At 36.3% G+C, this 21,082-nt stretch carries 13 protein-coding genes; all 13 read right to left on the bottom strand.

What is annotated here, in order from left to right; translation table 11 throughout:
- Window positions 1-64: 64 nt before the first annotated feature.
- The 13 genes from ACFOWA_RS00675 to ACFOWA_RS00615 all read right to left on the bottom strand — a co-directional run bounded on the left by ACFOWA_RS00675 (window position 65) and on the right by ACFOWA_RS00615 (window position 21,043).
- Window positions 65-451 (bottom strand): LiaF transmembrane domain-containing protein, encoded by a 387-nt coding sequence (locus ACFOWA_RS00675; protein ID WP_378980831.1) that lies wholly within the window; start codon window positions 449-451, stop codon window positions 65-67.
- A gap of 463 nt (window positions 452-914) precedes the next feature.
- Window positions 915-1,604, bottom strand: a complete 690-nt coding sequence (gene rpiA / locus ACFOWA_RS00670; protein ID WP_378980829.1) for a ribose-5-phosphate isomerase RpiA — start codon at window positions 1,602-1,604, stop codon at window positions 915-917.
- A gap of 248 nt (window positions 1,605-1,852) precedes the next feature.
- Complete coding sequence (locus ACFOWA_RS00665) at window positions 1,853-4,207, bottom strand: TonB-dependent receptor (protein WP_378980827.1); 2,355 nt, start codon at window positions 4,205-4,207, stop codon at window positions 1,853-1,855.
- Window positions 4,208-4,288: 81 nt separating this feature from the next.
- The gene (locus ACFOWA_RS00660) at window positions 4,289-6,274 is read right to left on the bottom strand and encodes a c-type cytochrome (protein WP_378980825.1); all 1,986 of its coding nucleotides are present in this window, start codon (window positions 6,272-6,274) and stop codon (window positions 4,289-4,291) included.
- A gap of 11 nt (window positions 6,275-6,285) precedes the next feature.
- Window positions 6,286-7,710 carry a 3-keto-disaccharide hydrolase gene (locus tag ACFOWA_RS00655; RefSeq protein ID WP_378980823.1) on the bottom strand — a complete coding sequence of 475 codons (1,425 nt, stop codon included), beginning with the start codon at window positions 7,708-7,710 and terminating at the stop codon, window positions 6,286-6,288.
- Window positions 7,711-7,840: 130 nt separating this feature from the next.
- The gene (locus ACFOWA_RS00650; protein WP_378980821.1) at window positions 7,841-10,126 is read right to left on the bottom strand and encodes a GH92 family glycosyl hydrolase; all 2,286 of its coding nucleotides are present in this window, start codon (window positions 10,124-10,126) and stop codon (window positions 7,841-7,843) included.
- Between the two features lie 30 nt (window positions 10,127-10,156).
- Complete coding sequence (locus tag ACFOWA_RS00645) at window positions 10,157-11,485, bottom strand: alpha-L-fucosidase (protein ID WP_378980819.1); 1,329 nt, start codon at window positions 11,483-11,485, stop codon at window positions 10,157-10,159.
- 83 nt (window positions 11,486-11,568) lie between these two features.
- Entirely contained in the window at window positions 11,569-12,240 is a 672-nt protein-coding gene (locus ACFOWA_RS00640) for a basic secretory protein-like protein (protein ID WP_378980817.1), read from the bottom strand.
- A 125-nt stretch (window positions 12,241-12,365) separates the two neighbouring features.
- Complete coding sequence (locus ACFOWA_RS00635) at window positions 12,366-13,298, bottom strand: ROK family protein (RefSeq protein ID WP_378980815.1); 933 nt, start codon at window positions 13,296-13,298, stop codon at window positions 12,366-12,368.
- Between the two features lie 170 nt (window positions 13,299-13,468).
- Entirely contained in the window at window positions 13,469-13,561 is a 93-nt protein-coding gene (locus ACFOWA_RS00630) for a hypothetical protein (protein WP_378980861.1), read from the bottom strand.
- A gap of 133 nt (window positions 13,562-13,694) precedes the next feature.
- On the bottom strand, window positions 13,695-16,142 hold the full coding sequence (locus ACFOWA_RS00625; RefSeq protein WP_378980813.1) for a glutaminase family protein: 2,448 nt from the start codon (window positions 16,140-16,142) through the stop codon (window positions 13,695-13,697).
- 189 nt (window positions 16,143-16,331) lie between these two features.
- Complete coding sequence (locus tag ACFOWA_RS00620; protein WP_378980811.1) at window positions 16,332-17,990, bottom strand: RagB/SusD family nutrient uptake outer membrane protein; 1,659 nt, start codon at window positions 17,988-17,990, stop codon at window positions 16,332-16,334.
- An 11-nt stretch (window positions 17,991-18,001) separates the two neighbouring features.
- Window positions 18,002-21,043 carry a SusC/RagA family TonB-linked outer membrane protein gene (locus tag ACFOWA_RS00615; RefSeq protein ID WP_378980809.1) on the bottom strand — a complete coding sequence of 1,014 codons (3,042 nt, stop codon included), beginning with the start codon at window positions 21,041-21,043 and terminating at the stop codon, window positions 18,002-18,004.
- Window positions 21,044-21,082: the final 39 nt, after the last annotated feature.

The raw sequence follows: 21,082 nt of genomic DNA, 5'->3' as shown, positions 1-21,082 counted from the left end.
TATAAACAAAAAAGAGACAATTTTTAAAAAAGTCTCTTTTAGATATATGATAGAGTTACGAATTTTAATTTTTTATTTCATGCACATTTGCTGTGTTTTGAAAATCATTTGAGAAATTTTTAAATCTCCTAGGTTTTAGGATTACCCACAAACCTAAACCGATAAGCACTAAAGCAGTTGTAATTCTTGATAGTTCAAAATCCAGTACGGTAATGTCTTTCATTGTAAATATTGCACCAATAATGGTTAAAGCCAGCCAGCCACTACCTTGGAAATTTTTACGGTAACCCATCCACAAACCAGCACCGAGCATTATGGTATGCCAGCTTAATACCCAATGTGGTATATCCACTCCAGTATTTCGCAGCAAGAATACTGAACCAATTACAACGATTAAAATACCTAAACCCATTTGTTTATCTGCGTGGTTTTTTTTAATTAAATTTTCCATGACCTTTTGTTTTTATATATCAAATGTATCATGAAACCCCACGCATGAGAATGGCATATCTATGAAACAGATTAAATTCTCGGTGAATGAAATAAAAGTATCGGTAGAAATATTTGCGAAGTTTTGATTGTTAAAAAAATATCGGTGAAATAAATAGGCATCGTCATCTCGACAAAGGCGCAGCGTAACGAGAAGAGCTTTTAACTAAAACTAACTAATTAAAAAGATTTCTATACTTTGTTCGAAAGGGTGGTTTTATTAACCTGAGTTCGATTCTTAAACTTAATTTTCTGCTGTTTTATTGGCGTATTGCTTATACGACACGTCTTGCTGAATTTATTTCAGCATCTTTCCTGCAAAAAGAACCCTGAAATAAATTAAGGGTGACGTAAACAAAAAAAGGCAACTTATTATATTGTGAAGGAAAATTAATAATTGTACTCAGATTATTATTCTACCCGCCCTACTTAAAAACTAAAATTTCATCGCCATCAGCCATAATCACTTTAGATGTTAAGCCAATAAATAATCCATGCGCAAGTATTCCATCAATTTGGTTTAATGAAAAAGCAAGCTGTGCAGGATTTTCAAGCAATCCAAAATCCACATCTACGATGTAGTTTCCATTATCGCTTATAAAAGTTCGACCATTTGTTTTTCTTAATAAGGTTTTCCCATCAAGCTTTTCTATTTGATTTAAAACAAATTGCAGCGCTAATGGAATTACTTCAACCGGAACATTAAATGCCCCAAGCATTTTTACTTTTTTAGATGAATCGGTAATTATAATTGAGTTTTTACTTAAAGATGCTATTATTTTTTCCCGGAACAATGCTCCACCTCCACCTTTAATCAGGTTTAGTGATTCTGTAAATTCATCGGCACCATCTATACTAATATCTATCGAACCTAGCGTTTCGAGTTTTAAAATAGGAATGCCTAAAGAAATTGCAAGTTCTTCAGTTTTTACTGAGCTGGCTGACGCCTGAATTTTCAATCCACCATTTACAAGCTTTGCCAGTTCCTGAATTGCTAAAGTTGCCGTACTACCTGTTCCTAAGCCAACAATATCATTGTTTTTAACAAATTGAACGGCAGCCTTTGCAGCAGCCAGCTTTTCGGCATCCTGGCTATTATTTTCAAGTGGTTTCATTATTGTAAAAATATGGAATAATATTTATTTGCTATTGGGGTTATGAGCAATAAAAAGTTAGTGTAGCGTAATAACCTCACCCTATGAAAGAATGTGTTATCTATTATTCTGTAGCTATCCATCTCCTTTAAGAGATGGGAAACGAAGTCGAATGTTTTGAACTGGGATTGCAAGGTATAATTGGGTCAAACCAAAAAAAGGCTGATGTTTCCATCAACCTTTTTTAAAATTATTATTTTATTAATGTATTAAAACCTGCCAACTAAAGAAACGCCATAAGTTTTTGGGTTGCCTAAGTGTGCTGCACCAAAGTCGTATGCATAATCTACATAAGTCTTATTAGCCAAATTTCTTCCCCAGAAAAATAAATCGAATTTTTTGTTTGACACGCCCAATTTTGCATTATATATATTATAACCTTTTTGTTCGATTTGATTGGCAAGGTCGAAAAATTGATTGCCTGTGAATAACCATTCCCCTCTGGCAATCAAATTAATTTTGGAGGATTTATCCAATTCGTAAGCGTATTGAATCGCTAGCATCGAAGTAATTTCGGGCGTGTATATTTGTTTGTTGCCGTTTAAATTTACTGTAGCACCATTTTGAGGCAACTGTAACGATGTATATTTAGCATCTGTGTAACCGAAATTATAATCAATATTTAAGCCTTTAACTGGCTTTGCTGAAAGTTCCAATTCTACACCTTTACTGGTTAGCTCACCCGCATTTCTAGTAATGGTTACGGCATCAGGTAAAACCAAAACAGGAACTTGCGCATCTGTTAATTTGATATAAAAAGCTGCCAAATTAATGCTTAAACGTTCATCAAAGAAAGTATTTTTTGAGCCTATTTCGAAGTTATTACTGTATTCTGGCTTATATGGAACCAAAGGTAAAACTGATGGATCAGAACCTAATTGTGTTATCCCTCCAGCTCTAAAACCTCTGCTGTAGCTGGCATAAATAGAACTGTTATCTTCTATTGCGTAAGCTAAATTTATTTTTGGAGAAAAGGCTTTAAAATTAGCTGTTGATGAGGTATCATTTTGTGTAGTTACCGGATCCATTCCATCCATTAAAAATTCACCTAAGGCAGTTTGTTTTTTATGCTCATAATCATATCGTAAACCGGCTGTAGCAGCAAGCTTATCCGTAATTGCATAAGTTATTTGTCCAAATGCTGCTAAACCATAACTTTTACCCTTGTTTGTATTAAGGCTGGTAAAAAATGGAAATGGTGCGCCAACAAATGCAGCATCAGCACCGAAATAGGTTCCTTGTTTTACCGGACTATTTTGATGAAAACCATACAAACCGGCAACCCAACTTAGTTTCGAATTGCTCGATGCCGGAGAACTCAGTTTAAATTCCTGTGTGTAAACCTGAACTTTATTAAAGTCTTTTCCATAATTATTTACGATGGAAACCCCATCTATTGGAGAAAAATCGCCATCAATTGGTTGTGTGTAATAACGGTAATTTGATTGATAAGCAGTTTGAGAACTAAAATTTATTGATTCGCCCGCATAATTAGCAGATAATGAAGTGATAAATAAGTTATCTACCATCTTGGTTGTTGAATTCTGATTCAACACAAATGGATTTTGTAAGGCATCGTTAACAGAACCCGCTAAAGGAAATGTACCATTGTTACGGTTTTCATTGTGCTTAACATTTAAGGTTAACGCAAATTTAGAACTGGCTAAAAACTTTAAATAATAGTTACCAAGATAGCCATGCTGCTTATCAAATTTAGAATTGTTAAAAGCATTGGTGTAAAGCCCATCCATGCGATTGTACAAACCTGCGGCTCCAAAAAATAATTTATCTTTTACCAAAGCGGTGCGAATGCCTGCACTATAACGCTGCTGACCGAAATTACCTAAATCTACACCTGCAAAACCTGTAGTATAATTAGTAGGCTGTTTGGTAATGATGTTAATTACACCACCCATAGCATTTCTACCATACAAAGTTCCTTGCGGACCACGTAATACTTCTATCCTTTCCACATCAAATAATGAAGCAATATATGTGTCTAAACCAAATTGATTTACACCATCTATGTAGGTTGCTACCGCCGGATCGTATGAAGTTGTTCCAATTCCTCTAATTGAGGTTACATTTCTGCCATCACCTGGATTACTGCTGTAAAGGTTTGGAACAATTGTAGCTAAATCGCGAGTGTTTTGAATGCGAAAATCGTTCACCTTTTCTTCCGTAAATACGGTAATTGCCACCGGGATTTTCTGAACATTTTCTTCGGTTTTTTGTGCCGATACCGTTATTTCATCCAATCTGGCATTTGATTGCTGCAATACCACATTTAAGATTTCATTTCCACTAATGGGTTTAACAACGGTAGCATATCCAATTGCACTAAACCTTACATTAATCCTATTTTGTGGTACATTTTTTAATTCAAATTCGCCGTTAGAATTTGTTACTGTACTTAAATTTGTATTTAAAACCTGAACCGTTACTGCTGAAATTGCTACGCTGTTTGCATCTCTAACTGTTCCTGTAATTTTACTATTTTGCTGTGCATTCGCTGCAAAGCATATTAACATACTTATGCCTATCAATGATAAGAATCTCTTCATTTTCGCTTTATCCTTTTTTTAAAACAAAACGGCCGGCGTTTCCACCAACCGTTTAACCAACTTATACTAACTATTTTTGTTTTATTTATCCAACGAATTAATCCAGGCAGCAATTTTTAAAGCATCAGCTTTTTTTACCTGTGGCATTGGCGGCATTTCTGTTGAATAACCCGGCCAGTTTTGTGGCTGAGGATTATGAATTAAATTATAAATTTTTTCTGGAGAATATTTACGTTTTGCAATTTCTAAAAACGGTGGACCTATTTGCCTTTTGGTGGGGTTATGACAAGCCAAACAAGTATTCTTAGTTAACAATCCTTCTACCTCTTTATACGTTGGCGCTTTTGCTGATGCCAATGTTGTATTAACTTTTACCGGGGTAGTATTTGTTGCACCTTTAGCTTCTGGTTTAGTTCCTGTTGATGCTTTTGGAGTTGCCGATTTTTTAACTGGCGTTGCCGAAGCCTTCGGTCCGGATTCTGAATTTCTGGTACTTACTTCACTCATTGGCAATTTATCTCCATCAGCGATTTGATTTAAGGTATAATAAGCTACAGGATGAACTAAAGAATAAAAACCTTCTTTATCACGAACACCATCTAGAGTTAAAGTATGGATGTAATATTGACGGAGATTTGGAATGATAAGTCGTGCTTTCATACCGTCAGCTGAAACTTTAACACCAGCAATTTTTAAGGTTTCTACATTTACCGGAGGCGAACCATATACCGGGTGATATTTATAAATAAAACTTTCTGCTGCGTACGATGCCAAATCTTCTGCTGATTTACGGTCAACAGGTTTTGTAAATTCAACCTCAAATCCATCTGGCATTGAACGAACAGCTTTCATTTCGAAAGGCACTTTGTTGTTGTAAACCAAGCGTTCTAAACCTTCGTTTGCATCACCAGCCGAACCCCAACCACGGTTGGTTTCGCCAACAAATAATGAACCATCAGTTCCCCAAGCCAATCTTAAAACACCCGAACGGAATCCTTTTCTAAATAAGAAAGCAGCACCCTGTTCCTCACCTTTTACAGTTTCAAGGAAAATTCTTGAGATAATACTCATGCCTTGGTCGCCAGCTAAAATTTGCCCTGCAAAAGGACCAAATGTGTTTTCCGGAATTTTTACGGGTTCTGATGATGAGATGCCTAAAATGCCATATGGCAACCAAACCGATGGTAAACGCAATTCTGGAAACACTTTCTTCATATCAAAAAGCGTTTTAAAAGTTTCGTTAACTCTGTTCTCTGGTTTTATGTATCTGCCTTGTTCATTTTTAATGCGGCGTTCATCTATATTGGCGTAGAAAAAATCTGATTGTAATTTTACAGGAGAATCCGATCGGCTGCTCCATTTTAAACTTGCCGGATGACCCATAAAATCACCTTTGTTTACTTTCCATAAACCTCCAGAACCTACCCAATCGCCTTGGTTTTCGGTATAATAAAACTGATTATCAATCATTCCGATACCAGCAGGCGAACGAAAACCAGCTGCATAAGGTGTCATTTTTCCATCTTCGGTAATGTTCATTGCCCAGCCACGCATGGGCACTTTACTTTCTCCTCTCCACCATTCTTCATCGCCAAAAGCTACATTCGCCGTTACCAGGAATGTTCCATCAGCCGCTATTTTTGGTCCGAAACTATACTCATGATAGTGACCGCTTATTGGCCATGCATAAACTGTTTCATAAACATCGGCTTTGCCATCCATGTTTTTATCAACCAATTTGGTTAATTCGCCACGTTGTGCTACATATATTGCCCCATTTTTTTGGGCAATGCCTAAAATCTCGTGTAAACCTGTTGCAAACTTGCGGAAATAAGGTTTTGTACTCGTTGGGTTTTCAACAATCCAAACATCACCTCTTCGGGTAGAAATTCCTAAATCTCCGTTTGGCAGCGTAACTAAGCCCCCAACTTCTAAAATTGGTCCTTCCGGAACACGTACTTTATTAATTCTAAAAAAATCTTCTTCCTTGGGTGTTTCCTGGGCAAAAAGCGCTGAGCAACTTAGGCTTAGCGCCATCATTGCCAATGTTTTAAATGTATATCTCATCGTAATACAGACTAAAATAAAATAGAGTAATTCAATTTGCTTCCAATTGCTATAATTAGTTGCTTTTTACCGTCAGCATCTCTAACGATAGGTTTTTCGCCATTTGGAAATTGTAAGTAATATGCTTTATCGTCAACAACGTACAAGCCTTTAGAAACCTCATTTATATCCGCTACTTCGCCTAAAAGCAAGTATAAATCTTTAGCAGGTTGCTCTAAAGTAATCTCTCTAGATAAACCTTGACCGTTATCCAAAACCTTTACAGCATCAGTAACTTTATTTCCATAAATCAGGTATTTAAATTCCGGGCGATCTTGATTATCCAGTACATAACCTTTAGTACGAAAGCCTGTTCCTGCCGTATCAGTTGCCCATGCCGCATTAGCGGTTGCCAATTTTGAAATGGCCATTACCGGTTTTTTTATAAAGCGGGTTACGCTACCTAATGGACGAGAAGTTCCGTTACCACGACCATCCCACATTGGGGTTGCATCTAAAAAACCTCCATGCCAACCGTGTAATAATGTTCCATTGTCTAAATCGTAGCTGTAAGCGGTTTGTTGCGGACTGCCAACTGAAATAGCATGAACGGAACGTACACCCGGCATTTCATCAACAAAACTTCTAATCATGGTATTAACTGGCGCATCAACATAAATTGGGTCTGCTCCACCACCGCCACCTCGGCGACCAGTTTGTGCAGTAGCTGCTGGAAGATCTATTATAGAAATATTTCTAAAAGCGATAGAACCATGGTCGCCTTGAATGCGGATTGGTGCCATTGCTTTTTCTGTTCCGTAACCACCTCTTGTAGCACCCCAAAGTTCTACGTTTTCGTGAATGGTTACGCCATTTAAATCGACACTAATTAACCTTGCGTTGGCTATTTTTTTACCAGAACTATCAAATTTCGGTGCCTGAAAAACAATTTTAATGTGTTGCCATAAGCCTGGCGCTTTACTTGCATTTTGGCGTGGTGCAATACCCCCATAACCTTTTTCACCTTCAGGCTTATCATTATCCCAACGTTCGTACAAGCCGCCGTTATTTGATGAAAGTGGATTTTTAACTGTCCACGAATCTTCTAATTGAATTTCGTAATTGTTTTGCAAATAAATTCCAGAGTTGGTTCCCCTTGCTGTAAGGTAATCCAGTTCTAAAACCATATCGCCATATTCCTTTATCGTAGTTAAATCAAAACCTACCTTTTTGGGTTCCGATATGTTTAACAAGATACCTGTTCCTTTGGTACCTTTTATAGCATTTACTTCCTCTAGATTTACTGTTACATCGCCCACTACAGACCAAGAATTTCCTGGTTCTTTAAATGCCGATAAATCTGTAAGCGGGATGTTGGGTTGCTGAGCAAAGGCCAAGCATGTTCCAAACAGCCAAATAAAAGCCGTTGACCCAATTTTTAAGACGTTAATCTTCATAATATTTGGTTTTGATAATGTTGTTGTATTGGATAATCAATTTAGTGATTAATCTATCAATATGTGCCAGATTGAGCCTGTCGAAATCGAAAGTTTTCGACAGGCTCATCAGACAAATAATTTTTATAGTTTATTTTTCTGTAGATAATGAATATGGAAAATCTACCGGGTTTGTACCTCTGGTTTTATTTGGTGTAGCCGTCATATTAAAATTTAGTACAGCGCCTTTTTGTAAACCACTGTGGCTTATCCAATTTTTAGAGTAAGGTTTTCCATCCATTTGCAGCGATTGAACGTAACGGTTTTCATTACTATTTGCAGCAGCATTAATTACAACGGTTTTTCCGTTTTCTAAAGTCAGCGTTACTTTTTTAAATAAAGGCGCACCTAAAACATACTGGTCTGTTGCCGGGGTTACCGGATAAAAACCCATTGCAGAAAACACGTACCAAGCAGAAGTTTGTCCGTTATCTTCATCACCACAATAACCATCGGGAGTAGCTTTGTACATTCTATCCATAGTTTCGCGAACCCAATATTGAGTTTTATATGGCGCACCACCGAAATTGTATAAATAAATCATATGCTGTATTGGTTGATTGCCATGTGCATATTGCCCCATATTGGCGATTTGCATTTCACGAATTTCATGAATAACACCTCCGTAAGCACTTTCATCAAATACAGGTGGCATCGAGAAAACTGAATCCAGTTTGGTTACAAACTTTTCATGTCCACCCATTAATTTTGCTAAGCCATCAATATCCTGAAATACCGACCATGTGTAATGCCAACTGTTACCTTCGGTAAACGCACCACCCCACTTAAACGGACTAAAAGGACTTTGGAAGGTTCCATCCTGATTTTTTCCTCTCATTAAACCAGATGATGGATCGAAAAGGTTTTTATAATTCATTGCCCTTTTCTTATATATTTCAATTTCAGAAGCCGGGCGTTTTAGCGCTCTACCTAACTGATAAATTGCGAAGTCATCGTAAGAATATTCTAAAGTTTTTGCAGCGTTTTCATTTACCTTAACATCAAATGGTACATAACCCAATTCGTTGTAATATTTCACACCATCACGCCCTACCGCATCCATTGGCCCTTCGTTATTTGCACCATGTTTTACGGCATCCCATAAAGTATTAATATCATACCCACGAAGACCTTTTATGTAAGCATCAGAAACTACAGATGCCGAATTGTTACCAACCATAATGTTAGCAAAACCCGGACTGCTCCATTCTGGCAAGAAACCACCTTCTTTATAATCATTGATTAATCCTTCTTGCATTTCTTTATTTATCGATGGATAAACCAAATTTAAGAATGGATATAATGCCCTGAAAGTATCCCAAAAACCTGTACCTGCGAACATATAACCAGGTTTAATTTCACCTGTGTATGGGCTCCAATGTACAATTTGGTTTTTTGCATCTAGCTCATATAATTTATTAGGGAAAAATAATGTACGATACAAGCAAGAATAAAAAGTACGCATTTGGTCTATCGTACCACCTTCTACAGCAATTTTGCTTAACGTTTTGTTCCACACCGCTTTGGCTTTGGCCTTGGTTGCATCAAAATTATCACTAGCCAATTCTCTTTTTAAGTTTATTTCTGCTTGTTCAAAACTGATAAAAGAAGAAGCCGTTTTGGCCGTTACCTTTTCTCCTTTGGTGGTTTTAAAACCAATCACTGCACCGGTATGGTCGCTGGTAAGTTCTAAATCATTTCCAAGGGTTTTTCCACTCCAGGTTTTAGCCAAAGTAAAATCTTTATCGAAGTAAATAACAAAATAGTTTTTAAAATTTTTAGGCAATGGACCACGAGCATATTTAGTTGTGTAGCCTATAATTTTTCTTTCTTTCGGAAAAATCTTAATGTAAGAACCTTTGTTTTGTGCATCTACCACAACAAACGAACTATCTGTTTTAGGAAAAGTAAACCTAAACTGAGCGGCTCTTTCTGTTGGTGTCAATTCTGTTGTAACATCAGCATCAGCTAAATAAACACTGTAATAATAAGGTTTTGAAACCTCTGCTTTGTGGCTAAACCAACTTGCTCGTTCATCATCAGCAAATTTTAGTTTTCCGGTTACGGGCATAATTGCAAAAGCACCATAATCATTCATCCACGGTGAAGGCTGATGCGTTTGTTTAAAACCACGAATTTTGTCAGCATCATAAGTATATGCCCATCCATCGCCCATTTTACCTGTCTGTGGCGTCCACATGTTCATACCCCAAGGCACACCAACGGCTGGGTAAGTATTTCCGTTTGATAAGCTCGGCTTAGATTGCGAACCCATCAAAGGATTAATCCATTCTACAGGATCGGTAATTTTGCCTACCTGTTGAGCAAAACTTCCGGTTGCCGCAAAACTTAATAAGGCGATGAATAGTTTTTTCATTATTTATATATCAGTTTATGTGTTTGCTGTTTATCTTTTTTCGTTGTACACCTGGAATTCTGCCAGTTGTACCTGACCATCAAATTTATCAATCAATACTCTAACTTTTTTTCCCCAAACCCTGTTAAAGCGATGTATTTTTATTTTCGATGCATCTGTTCCTGAAGCAATTGGTTTCCAAATTCCGTTTTCGCTGTATTCCAGGCGATAGGCTTTTATACTTGGTTTTTTTTCGGCAATTACTATCATGTTAAATGGCTTGTCTCTTTCAAAACTAACTTCGTACCATGGTGCCTTAACGGTAGCATTTGATAACCATGCAGTGCTGTAGCTATCATCATTTGCAAAATCCATTATCCACATATCATCGCTCCAGCTTGCGTTTGCAGGCTGCTTTTTGGCGATATTTGATGAAATAATTGGTGCAGCAGATACGGGCAATGCTGGCAATGGTCCATCATTTTTCCATTTTTGCCCAACTTCTTTTAATGTTGCTAAAGCATTTGCATCAATCAATCCATCGCGGTTTGGCGCAACATTTAATATGAAATTGCAATATGCAGTGTTTAATGGTTTTAAAATCCCATCTACCAATTCGGTAGCGGTTTTTGTGGGCACTTTTGGGAAATCACTTTTCCAAAACCATGCGGTATTAATTGGTAAGCACGATAAAGCTGGTAATCTGTTGCTTTCTTTTTGAATATGCTGACCAGCACCTTGTTCATAAGATTTGATATCTGTATAGTACAATGCTTCTGCCGGATATTTTGCTGCATTTAAATCCATTACCAAACACTCGGGCTGGATGGATTTTATAAGCGAATATATTTCTTCAAATGGAACATCATCGTAAGAAATTCTCGACCATGGCGCATCCCAACCATCAATTATTAAAGCATCAATTTTACCGTAATTGGTTAACAATTCCCTAACCTGCGCTTTAATAAAATCAATTTTTTCGGGTGTGATTTGGTTTGGACGGATTTTATGATGTGTATCCAAAATAGAATAGTACAACATTACTTTTAAGCCAGCCTTGCGGAAAGATTCGGTATAAGCTTTTACAACATCTTTTTTGTAAGGACTATTCATTACGCTATAATCCGTTGTTTTGGTATCCCAAATTGCAAAACCACTGTGGTGTTTAGTTGTTAAACAGCCATAACTCATATTTGCCGACAAAGCTGCCTTAGCCCACTGGTCGGTATTTAGTTTTTTAGGATTAAATATAGAAGGCGATGCTTCAGGATCTGCCCAATCCTGATCCATATAAGTTGGAATGTTGTAATGAATGAACATACCAAAACGAAGATCAACAAAATCTTGCTGGCGCTTTGCTAGACTTACTGTTTGCGCCATTAAAAAAGTTGACCACAAACATGCAGCTATAAAGAATATTAAGGATTTAGTAGTTGGTTTACACATATCGAGCGGTTGGATATTTAAATTTGAGGATTTTTTACGTAGTCTGCCCACAGTCCATCTAAATCTTTACCTGTTAATTGATTCCAAATCCCAGAGGTATAGGTATGATCTCTTAATGAGGCATCAACAGCTTTAATCGTTCCTGATTTAACATTTTTTTCAATCCAGGTGAAAAATCTAGCGGTAATGCGGTAACTGTTTTTATAAGAATGTTCGGGCTTTAAATCGGGCATTGTCCATTTTGCACCAGGGTTATCTACACCAAATTTCGAACGGGCATAATCTGCAATACCTTCTGTTAACCAACCCGGGCCAACACTTCTGCCATAATCCTGAACGATATGCATTACTTCATGAGTTACTACATCAATATCTTCAGGATGTTTAACCATCCAAATTGAACTGAAAGTTACTTTGCCGTTACTTGTAGCAGCAACACCTTTGTAATTTGTATCAACAGCAAATTTTACTTCCTTTAATGTATTTGGATTATATTCTTTAGCCAGTTTAGGATAAACCTCAAAAAATGTTTCTATTAATCGTTTTTTTAGTTTTGGATCTAATGCGGCAAAATTGCTTTCGAAACTTAATGTGTAGCCCTTTTTCTTAATGATTTCTTGAGCTTTTAGCTGCGAAAGAGGAATTATTGCAGCGAAAAATAAAAAGCAAAGTAAATGTATTTTTTTCATGTGTTTAATTTTGTGTCTGATGCTTAAATTCTGAACTATAAATAATTATCGTTATCAAAAAAATAAAAATTGTTAATTTAATTGCCTACTAAATGGTTTTACCAATCTAATTAAAAAAAAAGGTTTTACCCTTTATTAACAAAACTTTTTACCTCATTGCCTAAACTGTCGGCAGTATTTTCATGGAGGAAAGTTGCATCGCAACAACTTGCCGCACCAATAAGCGCTGCATGTTCTTTTAGTTTTGTTACCTTAACATCTGCATCAATTGCATTGCCCTTTAAAGTTGCAATTAATTCTGGAGAAAATGCAGTAAATGCTCCTGATATATTACCGCCAATAATTACCAAATCTGATTTATTTTTTTTGATAACAGGCATTAAAAACTGGGCTAGGTTGTAACCAAACTCCATAAAAACTCTTGTAGCAGAATAATCTGTGGCGGTTAAAGCTGTTAATTCTTTTACGCCTGCAACAGTATTATTACTAAGTTGCTGGTAACGTTTTACAAACCACCTGGTTGATAAATAATCTTCTGCAATGCCATTTAGAAAAGGCGAGTTCCATAAATCAGCATCTTTAGCAATGCCACCTTCGCAGTATGCAGAACCAAGTCCGGTACCTAAGGTTAAACCTAAAACATTCGAATTACCACGCCCGGCTCCACCAAAAACCTCACCTTGTAAAAAACCTGCGGCATCGTTTATAAAATGAATGTTTGCAGCATCAATGTTTAATCTTTTAGATAGTTCTTGTTTAATGTTTACGCCATAAAGCGCTTTAAATTTATCTTGATCTTTGATTAGTGATATACCTTGTTCATAATCGAATGGTCCTGGCATTGCAATTCCAATTAACTTTACATCACTTGCCGATTTTTTAAAAGCCTTAGTTATAATTTCGCTCCAAGCCTTTAATATTACTTCTTTACTTTCCTGCGAATCTATTGCATTACGCTCAATAGAATTTTGAACGATTGTTCTACTTTCTAAATCTACTAACGCCGCTGTGATGTGCGAGCCACCTATATCTACACCTAATGCAACAGGTTTTTCCATTGTTTTAAAATATCTTTCTTATTAATTACTCCCCGGCAATATCCCAAAATCACTTCAGGCATTGCATTTATTTATTCGGAGAAGATGGTTAATCTCCTTCTAATTGTCCTTTATTAATTATTTGGCTTGCTGCTATTTCTAACTTAAGCGTACCACCTTTAAAAATATCGCTAATGCGATAAAAAGTTGCGAGTATAGTTATTTCCATTTAAAATTGCCGACTTTATATAAAAATTTGTCGGGCTGTTTGATGGAGCTTCTATTACAAATTTTCTAGAACCGCCTAAATTAATAGTTATTTTTTAAACATGGTATTGCATTAATCACATTCGTTATTTTTAAGTAGCCGCAGTAATTGAGTGCATCAAATTTATTTTCGTTACAAGTATCCTTTTATTAATTTTTAACGCCCCATTTATCTGCCAATAATTTTATAAAATAGCCCCCAACGACGCTTCTAGCCTGGAAGCCAACTTTAGCGCCAGTTGTGGTTTCATGCCAATCATTAAGTGGCACCCTACTTTCGGTTTCATTTGCAAACTTGTATATCGGCTTAATAAATTTTTGAAAATCGGTCTGGTTATCGGCAAGCGTTGCTGTCCACATTATCCAATCAGATTTAGTGTAAGTTTTGCGACTATCTAATGGTAAACCAAAGGTGTTTTGTTTGGTTAAATAGTAATTAATTTCTTTTTTATAAACTGCTTCGGGGAAAAGTTTTAAACCTAATAATTTATCCCAAACCAGATTGTATTTCTGGCTCCAAGTATTTTTATCATTAAAAGTTAAAGCAAAATGGTCGCCGTCATTAGCCAGTTGCTGCCACTTTGTAGCCATATCCAAAGCAATATTTCTGTACTTTTTGGCTTCATCTGTTTTACCTAATTGTTGCGCCAATTGGGCATAAGCACCAAGCGCCACAATAGCCTTCACAGATAAATTTGCATTTCGGGCAAGGTGACCAGCAAAATCATCAGTACATAATTGGTTAGCTGGGTCGAAGCCTTCTTTAGCTAAATAATCTGCCCAGATGGATAATGTAGACCAATGTTTTTCGGCATACTTTGCATTGCCTTGCGCTTTAGAAATTGCAGCAGTTAAAATAATCATATTTCCAGCTTCCTCAACTGGCATATCTTCTCCATAAGTTTGGCCATTTGCAAAAGGATAAGTTCCTAAATCGTGTGCCGGATAAGGTTTTTTCCATTTACCGCTTTCCGAATAATAAAAGATTCCATTCAGCATTCCAGTAAGCAATTCGGGATTATACAATAAATATTCGGGAGCGGAAGGATAGGTAACATCAACAGTATTGATAAAGCCACCGCTAAAATTTTCTTTAGATAGAAATAAAATATCACCATTTGGCGCATAGACAATTTTATGTGCTGCAATGCTTTGGCGGTAAGCTAATTCACATAGTTCTGCGTATTCTTTGCCGCCAGCTTTCTCTGCATCAGTATAAAGTTGCGCATTAAAATCGCTACATTTTTTTATAATTGATGCATAATTTTTATCTGCAATCGCCAATTGTTTTTCAAACTGCTCAGCAGATTTTTTCCAAATAGGAAGCAGTTGTGTTCCAAAATATTCAACTGATTTAAGATCATCATAACCCATCATTAAATATTTTTCTACCGAATTTGATGTAACCGAGCCGAATGGAATAATACTGGTAAGATTGAGTTCCTTTCCCTTCGCAGCATTACCGGTTTCAGCATACTTTCCGTTTAAAAAACCAGCCAAACTTTCGCTCTCTTTATTTATGTATTGAGTAGCGTTGAATTTATCGGGAATAGCGACGTACAAATAGCCCCAGTCTATCCTTACATCATCGCCCTTTTTCTGTAAAACTGGTTGCTCTAATGTTCCTGCACTTAAAATTGCAAGATTATCTGCATTGCTTTTCTTAGCGTTGACAGTTTGATCTGGAGTATTTACGGCGATGTTTGTTGATGCACTAAAGTACAAATCTACTTTATGTGCTTTCCCATCTTTTGATTTTACCGCATAGCTGATGTAGCTAATTGGCCGGGCGGTAAGTTCGATGTCATTTAACAACAAAGGAGAAGTAAACGTAACATCTAAATCCACTTCGCCACAGGTAAAATTGTACTTGGTAGATGTAGCTTCTACTTTAACATGATTTTGTTTAGCCAAACTAAGGGATGATTTTTGAGGTACTTCTTCAACGATTCCGGCATCGAGGTATCTTCCGCCAGCGGTGTTTTTTACATGAATAGCTAAAAGGTTCTCACCGGTTTTTAAAACTCCTTCTTTAATAGGAATATAAATGTATTCGTGTACCCAACCTGTTTTTTTATAAATTGATTTACCATTTATGGTTACATCAACATCATCATCATGGTTAAGCTTTAAATATTTTTTTACCGCAGATAATTTAGCGATTGAGAATTTTCTTCTGTAATATAAATCGTTGCTATCCCACTTGGTTTTAGCCGATTTGTCATCGCCAAAAGGAGCAGTTCCTTTTTTCCATTTAGCATCATTGAAGGCATTTGTGAACCAATTTTCATTGGGTTTATCGAATATATAATTTACCTGGTAAGCTGTTTCATCAGCCGCAGGAAGTATAGTTTTGTATGCTTTAGTTTCAGCGCCTAAGAAACGATAAAATTTATCATCAACTTTTAAAACGCCTGTTAGAGATTGGTTTTTGCCTGTCCAGTGTTTTGTAACGGATTGATTTAATTCATCTCCGAAAGACCAAATGCTAAAGTATGTATCATGGGTAATTAGCGGATATGCAGGAGCTTTATCCTGAGCATAAAGCTGAAAAGTGGTAAGGAAGCTTAATATTAGAAATGAGTAATATTTTTTCATAAATAATGATTTAAAGCTTAGGTTCTAGATTGGGATAATATCAATTGGTAAAACGATTTACCAATTTTCAATATTAACGAAAAAGGATGTAGGAAAAGGATTTTGACTTGTAATTTGTGAGTTACAAATCGTATTGTTTAAAGTAAAAGAGGTGCTCGTATTGAGCACCTCTTTTATTGAGATTGTTAATTAATTATAACCTGGATTTTGAGTTAAGTTTTCATTTAATGTTCTCTGCACCTGTGGTATAGGGAAAAGGTTACGGAACGCAGCTGATGGAGTATGATCCCACCATGAAGCTGTAGTAAACTTACCGAAACGAATTAAATCATCTCTTCTGAATCCTTCAAAAATAAATTCTCTTCCACGCTCAGCTAATAGTTCATCTAAAGTTAATGTTGCTGGCGTATAAGCTCTGGTTACAAAATCAGCAGCAGTGTAAGCACGTCTTTTACAATCATTAATTAATTGAACAGCTTCAGCATTAGCAACACCACCATTTTTACGCATTATGGCTTCTGCCTTCGCAAAATAAATCCACGTTAATCTATAAATATTCCAATCCGTGTTGTTGTAATTCGGATCAATAGGCACAGCTACACCGTTAACAACGCCAGCAACTTGGTTGCCTAACTTATATTTGTTGAAACGAACACCACTATTTTCTTCACCTTCACTCATATTAGAAACAGTAGAACCAATTTTATTTTTGCGAATGTTGTCAACAAAAACAATTTGCTGGTCGGTATACTCATTCCCACCCTTAGCTAAAGCCTGTTGTCCATTATCAAATCTAAATTGTGGACCTTCTAACAACCATCCTCTTTTTCTCAAGTCAGCAGTTTCGTAATTTGTAAATACACCTGGAATTACAACAATACCATCATTACCATTTCTAGAACCACCATAAATTGCATCTTGTTGAAAGTGAAAAAATTCACTAGGCCACGATGGTTCAAACGTTGCCAATTTATATTCGTAAGCGATTGAGAATATAGCTTCCTTAGATAATTCATTGCTCGACTTAAATTGATCAAAAATGTTTGGATCTAAATTCATTGCCCCGTTTTGACCACCTGCAGCACCAGAAATTAATTTATCGGCAGCTGCGATACAATCATCCCAACGAGCGGTTCCTGTCCAAACTTCTGCATTTAGATACAATTCAACAAGCATAGCATAACCACCAGCTTGGCTCATTCTACCTGTCATTGCTTTCGAATGCAATGGAACTTTAGCAATGTTATCTTTAATTTCCTTTTCAATAAATGCAAAAACATCTTTCCTTGCAACAGTTGCTGGTTTTGCAGGAATACCAACTTGCGTAACTACTGGAATGTTTCCAAACAAATCCATTAGTTTAAGGTAATGAAATGCTCTTAGCAATTTTAACTCAGCGATATATGCATCCTTTTCAACTTGAGTGATGCCCATTTTTGATATTTCACGGCTTTCAAGATTTTGAATTGGGTCATTACAAAAACCTACACCTCCATAAATTAACGACCATGCACTATTTAGTGGTACATCATCACTTAACCATGTGTGGTAATGTAACCTTTTCCATTTACCACCATCTTCACCATGCCTGCCTTTTGTTGGCCATGCAAGTTGATCACCAGATAGTTCTGCGGGGCGCCACCAACCATCTTGCCCAGATGGAGTTACCCAAGCATTAGCATGCGTGTAAGGTCTAAGCACTGCAGATAAAACTTCTGTTTTGTTATTGTAAAAGTTATCTGTAATTAACTGATCATATACGTTTTCATCCAATTTCGTGCAACTGTTCATTAAGAACATTGGTGCTGCAACTAAGCATGAGAGAATAATTTTTTTATAATTTTTCATTTTCTTTAATATTAAAATCCAAAATTAACACCGAACAAAAATTGTCTTGTGGCTGGGTATGGACCTCTTGTATCAATACCTAAACTCTTGCCATTTTGCTCCTGTCCTAAACCTGTATCACTAACATAATCAGGGTCGTTACCAGTATAACCAGTAATTGTCCATAAGTTTTGTCCAGTTAAATACAACCTTAAGTTTCTAACAACAGGGCTTTTCAATTTGAAGGTATAACCCAATGTAAGCTCATCAACTTTTAAGAAACTACCACTTTCCAGATAATAATCAGAATACATGTAAGTATCTTTTATTTCAGCATATTTAGTAAATGCACTATTTAATAGGTTTGTAGTAGCACCATTTTTGTTTCCATAAGATAATGCCATGGTGTTCAAAATATCAAAATCTAATTTACTTCTTAAAAACACACGCAAATCGAAATTTCCATATCTAAAACTGTTTGTTAATGATAGGTAGTATTTTGGAATTGCATTACCAATAACAGCTAAGTCAGTTTGATCCCTGAAAGAAGAAGTATTGATTTGTGCATTTGAAACAACCTCATTATTTTTATTAAAGAAAGTCCACTTGCCATCAGGTGTAAATCCTGCAAACCTTTTGCCCCAGAATTCGCCAATTGCTCTACCTTCGTAAGTACGGAAAGCATCGCCCAGCGCTCCAAAACCCCCAATTCCACCAAAAGTTTTTAAATCTCTTTTGTAAACATCATTTGAATATCTATCTAATTTATTTTGAGTTGTACTACCAGTAAAATCTATATCCCAAGAGAATTTATCTTTTTTAACAGCAGCATAGCTTAATGTTACTTCAATACCTTTCGCTGAAATTGTTCCAACATTTGTATAAATTGAGCTTTGTACAAAAGGCGGTTGTGGTGAAGTATAAGTATCCAGTAAATCTTGCGTTACCCTTCTGTAAAGCTCAATTGAACCGCTTAATTTGTTGTTTAAAATTGTAAAATCAACACCAAAGTTTAATTCTTTTTTTCTTTCCCATCTTAGATCAGGGTTAGGATTTCTGCTTGGACCATAAGTCTGAGCATATTCGCCGGTAGGGAATAGATAAATACCACCTGTACCTAATGTTACTAACGATGCATAGTTGGCAAAACCTGAATTACCTGTCTCTCCGTATCCTAATCTTAACTTTAAATTATTAACCCATTTCACATTTTTCATGAAATCTTCTTGAGTTACATTCCATGCAGCAGACGCAGCTGGGAATGTTGCCCATTTGTTATTAGCACCAAAACGAGATGAACCTTCTCTTCTTACACTAGCTTGGAAAATATATTTATCATCAAATGAATAGAATATCCTAGCAAAACCAGCAATTAATGTATTATCATTTTTATAACTACCGATTGCGATTCTGTTGAGCACAACAGGCACACTACCTAAATTATTTTCTTCGAAAAGATCATTCACGTAACCTCGGTTATTTGCGTTGAAACCTTCGCTAACTTCATAACGGTAACTATAACCTGCGATAGCTTGAATTTTATGTCTTTCAGCAAATGTTTTATTGTATTCAACAGTAGGTTCCAAGTTAAAATTCTGATCTAAACTTGTGCTTCTTGATGCATAACCACCACCAGGTGCATTTCCATTTTCTAATGAATTTTGACCTTGTTTATCTCTGTACTCGCCATCTATTCTCCAATCGCGTTGGTGAGCACCAAAAACTGAAGCTTTTAAACCTGGAATGATTTCAAAATCAATTTTTCCATCAGCAGACATGGTTTGTTGTTGCCTTCTGTTCTTTTCTTGATTTATTCTTGCAATCTCGTTAGTTAAGTTACGTGTAAATAAATAACTACCATCTGGATTAAAATATGATTCAGTTGGGTTTTTAGTCAACACGTTTTCCCAACCACCACCAGCTATTAGATTTGGATTGTTAAAATTTGTTGCAACGTTAAATAATGCCGTTAACCTTTTATTGAATCCCTTTTGAGTTAAGCTCAACCTTATTCCGTAGTCTTTCCTGTTGTTTTGTTGTGCAAAACCTTGTAAATCTCTATAATTTAAACTTGCACGATAGTTAGAATTCTCGCTACCACCAGAAACCGCAAAATTATGATTTTGAGAAATATTGTTTTGATTAATTAAATCGTAAAAATAATCGAAGTCACCCCCGTAATCTTGTACAACATATTCTTTACTTGCAATCCGTTGTCTTAATTCGGTAGCATTCATAAAATCTGGTCTTTTAACTAAGCGCTCATGACGTACATAAGAGTTATAATCAAACCTTGAAGGACCAGCTTTACCTTTTTTGGTTGTTACCAAAATTACCCCAGCATTTGCTCTTGTACCATAAATAGCAGCACCCGAACCATCCTTTAATACACTAAATGATTCAATATCATCTTGTGCTAATAAATCTAAGTTTCCACCGGGTATTCCATCAATAATAATTAAAGGTGTTTGTGTACCGGCAAGCGATGTAACACCCCTTAATTGAACTGTTACACCCGAATTTGGATTGGTACCACCTGGTCTGGTAATTTGCAAACCAGCAACTTTACCTACTAATAAATCAAGTGCACTTCTAGCACCACTTTGTCTAAATCCAGATGAATCGACCTTGGTAACAGCAGAAGAAATTTGATCTTTATTTAAAGTACCGTAGCCAATTACAACAACTTCATCTAATTTAGTATCTGCCGATACAGCTAATTTGATGCTCAAAGAATTTTGAGCTCCAACCGTTACATTCTGAGTTCTGTAGCCTACAGAACTAATACGAATCACATCGTTAGCATTTGCTTCAATGCTGAACTTTCCGTTGCCGTCTGTTACCGTGCTTTTCCCTGAGGTTTGGTTCCTAATACCAACACCCGGCATTGGTTGATTGGTTTCATCGAGGATTGTTCCGGTAATCACTTTTTGCGTTTGAACTTGCTGCCACAGCTTGTTCCCTTTCATGAATCCACTCGCTCCTTCCCACTCTGAATTCATTGAAAACGCAGGACCATTCAGCAATATAATTGCAGCAGATAGCCCCGTAATTTTGAGTAAATTAATTTTCATTAGCGGTTTTGTTAAATTTTAAATTGATTAGTTATAATT

This window comes from Pedobacter lithocola, from assembly GCF_042650845.1.
GTDB classification, from domain to species: Bacteria; Bacteroidota; Bacteroidia; order Sphingobacteriales; family Sphingobacteriaceae; genus Pedobacter; species Pedobacter lithocola.
This window is presented reverse-complemented; position numbering and strand designations above follow the sequence as displayed.

Bases quoted from the DNA above. Each gene is read 5' to 3' on its own strand.
- ACFOWA_RS00625 (WP_378980813.1), bottom strand. From the start codon at position 16,142: ATGAAAAAATATTACTCATTTCTAATATTAAGCTTCCTTACCACTTTT.
- ACFOWA_RS00620 (WP_378980811.1), bottom strand. From the start codon at position 17,990: ATGAAAAATTATAAAAAAATTATTCTCTCATGCTTAGTTGCAGCACCA.
- ACFOWA_RS00615 (WP_378980809.1), bottom strand. From the start codon at position 21,043: ATGAAAATTAATTTACTCAAAATTACGGGGCTATCTGCTGCAATTATA.
- rpiA (WP_378980829.1), bottom strand. From the start codon at position 1,604: ATGAAACCACTTGAAAATAATAGCCAGGATGCCGAAAAGCTGGCTGCT.
- ACFOWA_RS00665 (WP_378980827.1), bottom strand. From the start codon at position 4,207: ATGAAGAGATTCTTATCATTGATAGGCATAAGTATGTTAATATGCTTT.
- ACFOWA_RS00675 (WP_378980831.1), bottom strand. From the start codon at position 451: ATGGAAAATTTAATTAAAAAAAACCACGCAGATAAACAAATGGGTTTA.
- ACFOWA_RS00645 (WP_378980819.1), bottom strand. From the start codon at position 11,485: ATGGCGCAAACAGTAAGTCTAGCAAAGCGCCAGCAAGATTTTGTTGAT.
- ACFOWA_RS00635 (WP_378980815.1), bottom strand. From the start codon at position 13,298: ATGGAAAAACCTGTTGCATTAGGTGTAGATATAGGTGGCTCGCACATC.
- ACFOWA_RS00660 (WP_378980825.1), bottom strand. From the start codon at position 6,274: ATGAGATATACATTTAAAACATTGGCAATGATGGCGCTAAGCCTAAGT.
- ACFOWA_RS00650 (WP_378980821.1), bottom strand. From the start codon at position 10,126: ATGAAAAAACTATTCATCGCCTTATTAAGTTTTGCGGCAACCGGAAGT.
- ACFOWA_RS00640 (WP_378980817.1), bottom strand. From the start codon at position 12,240: ATGAAAAAAATACATTTACTTTGCTTTTTATTTTTCGCTGCAATAATT.
- ACFOWA_RS00655 (WP_378980823.1), bottom strand. From the start codon at position 7,710: ATGAAGATTAACGTCTTAAAAATTGGGTCAACGGCTTTTATTTGGCTG.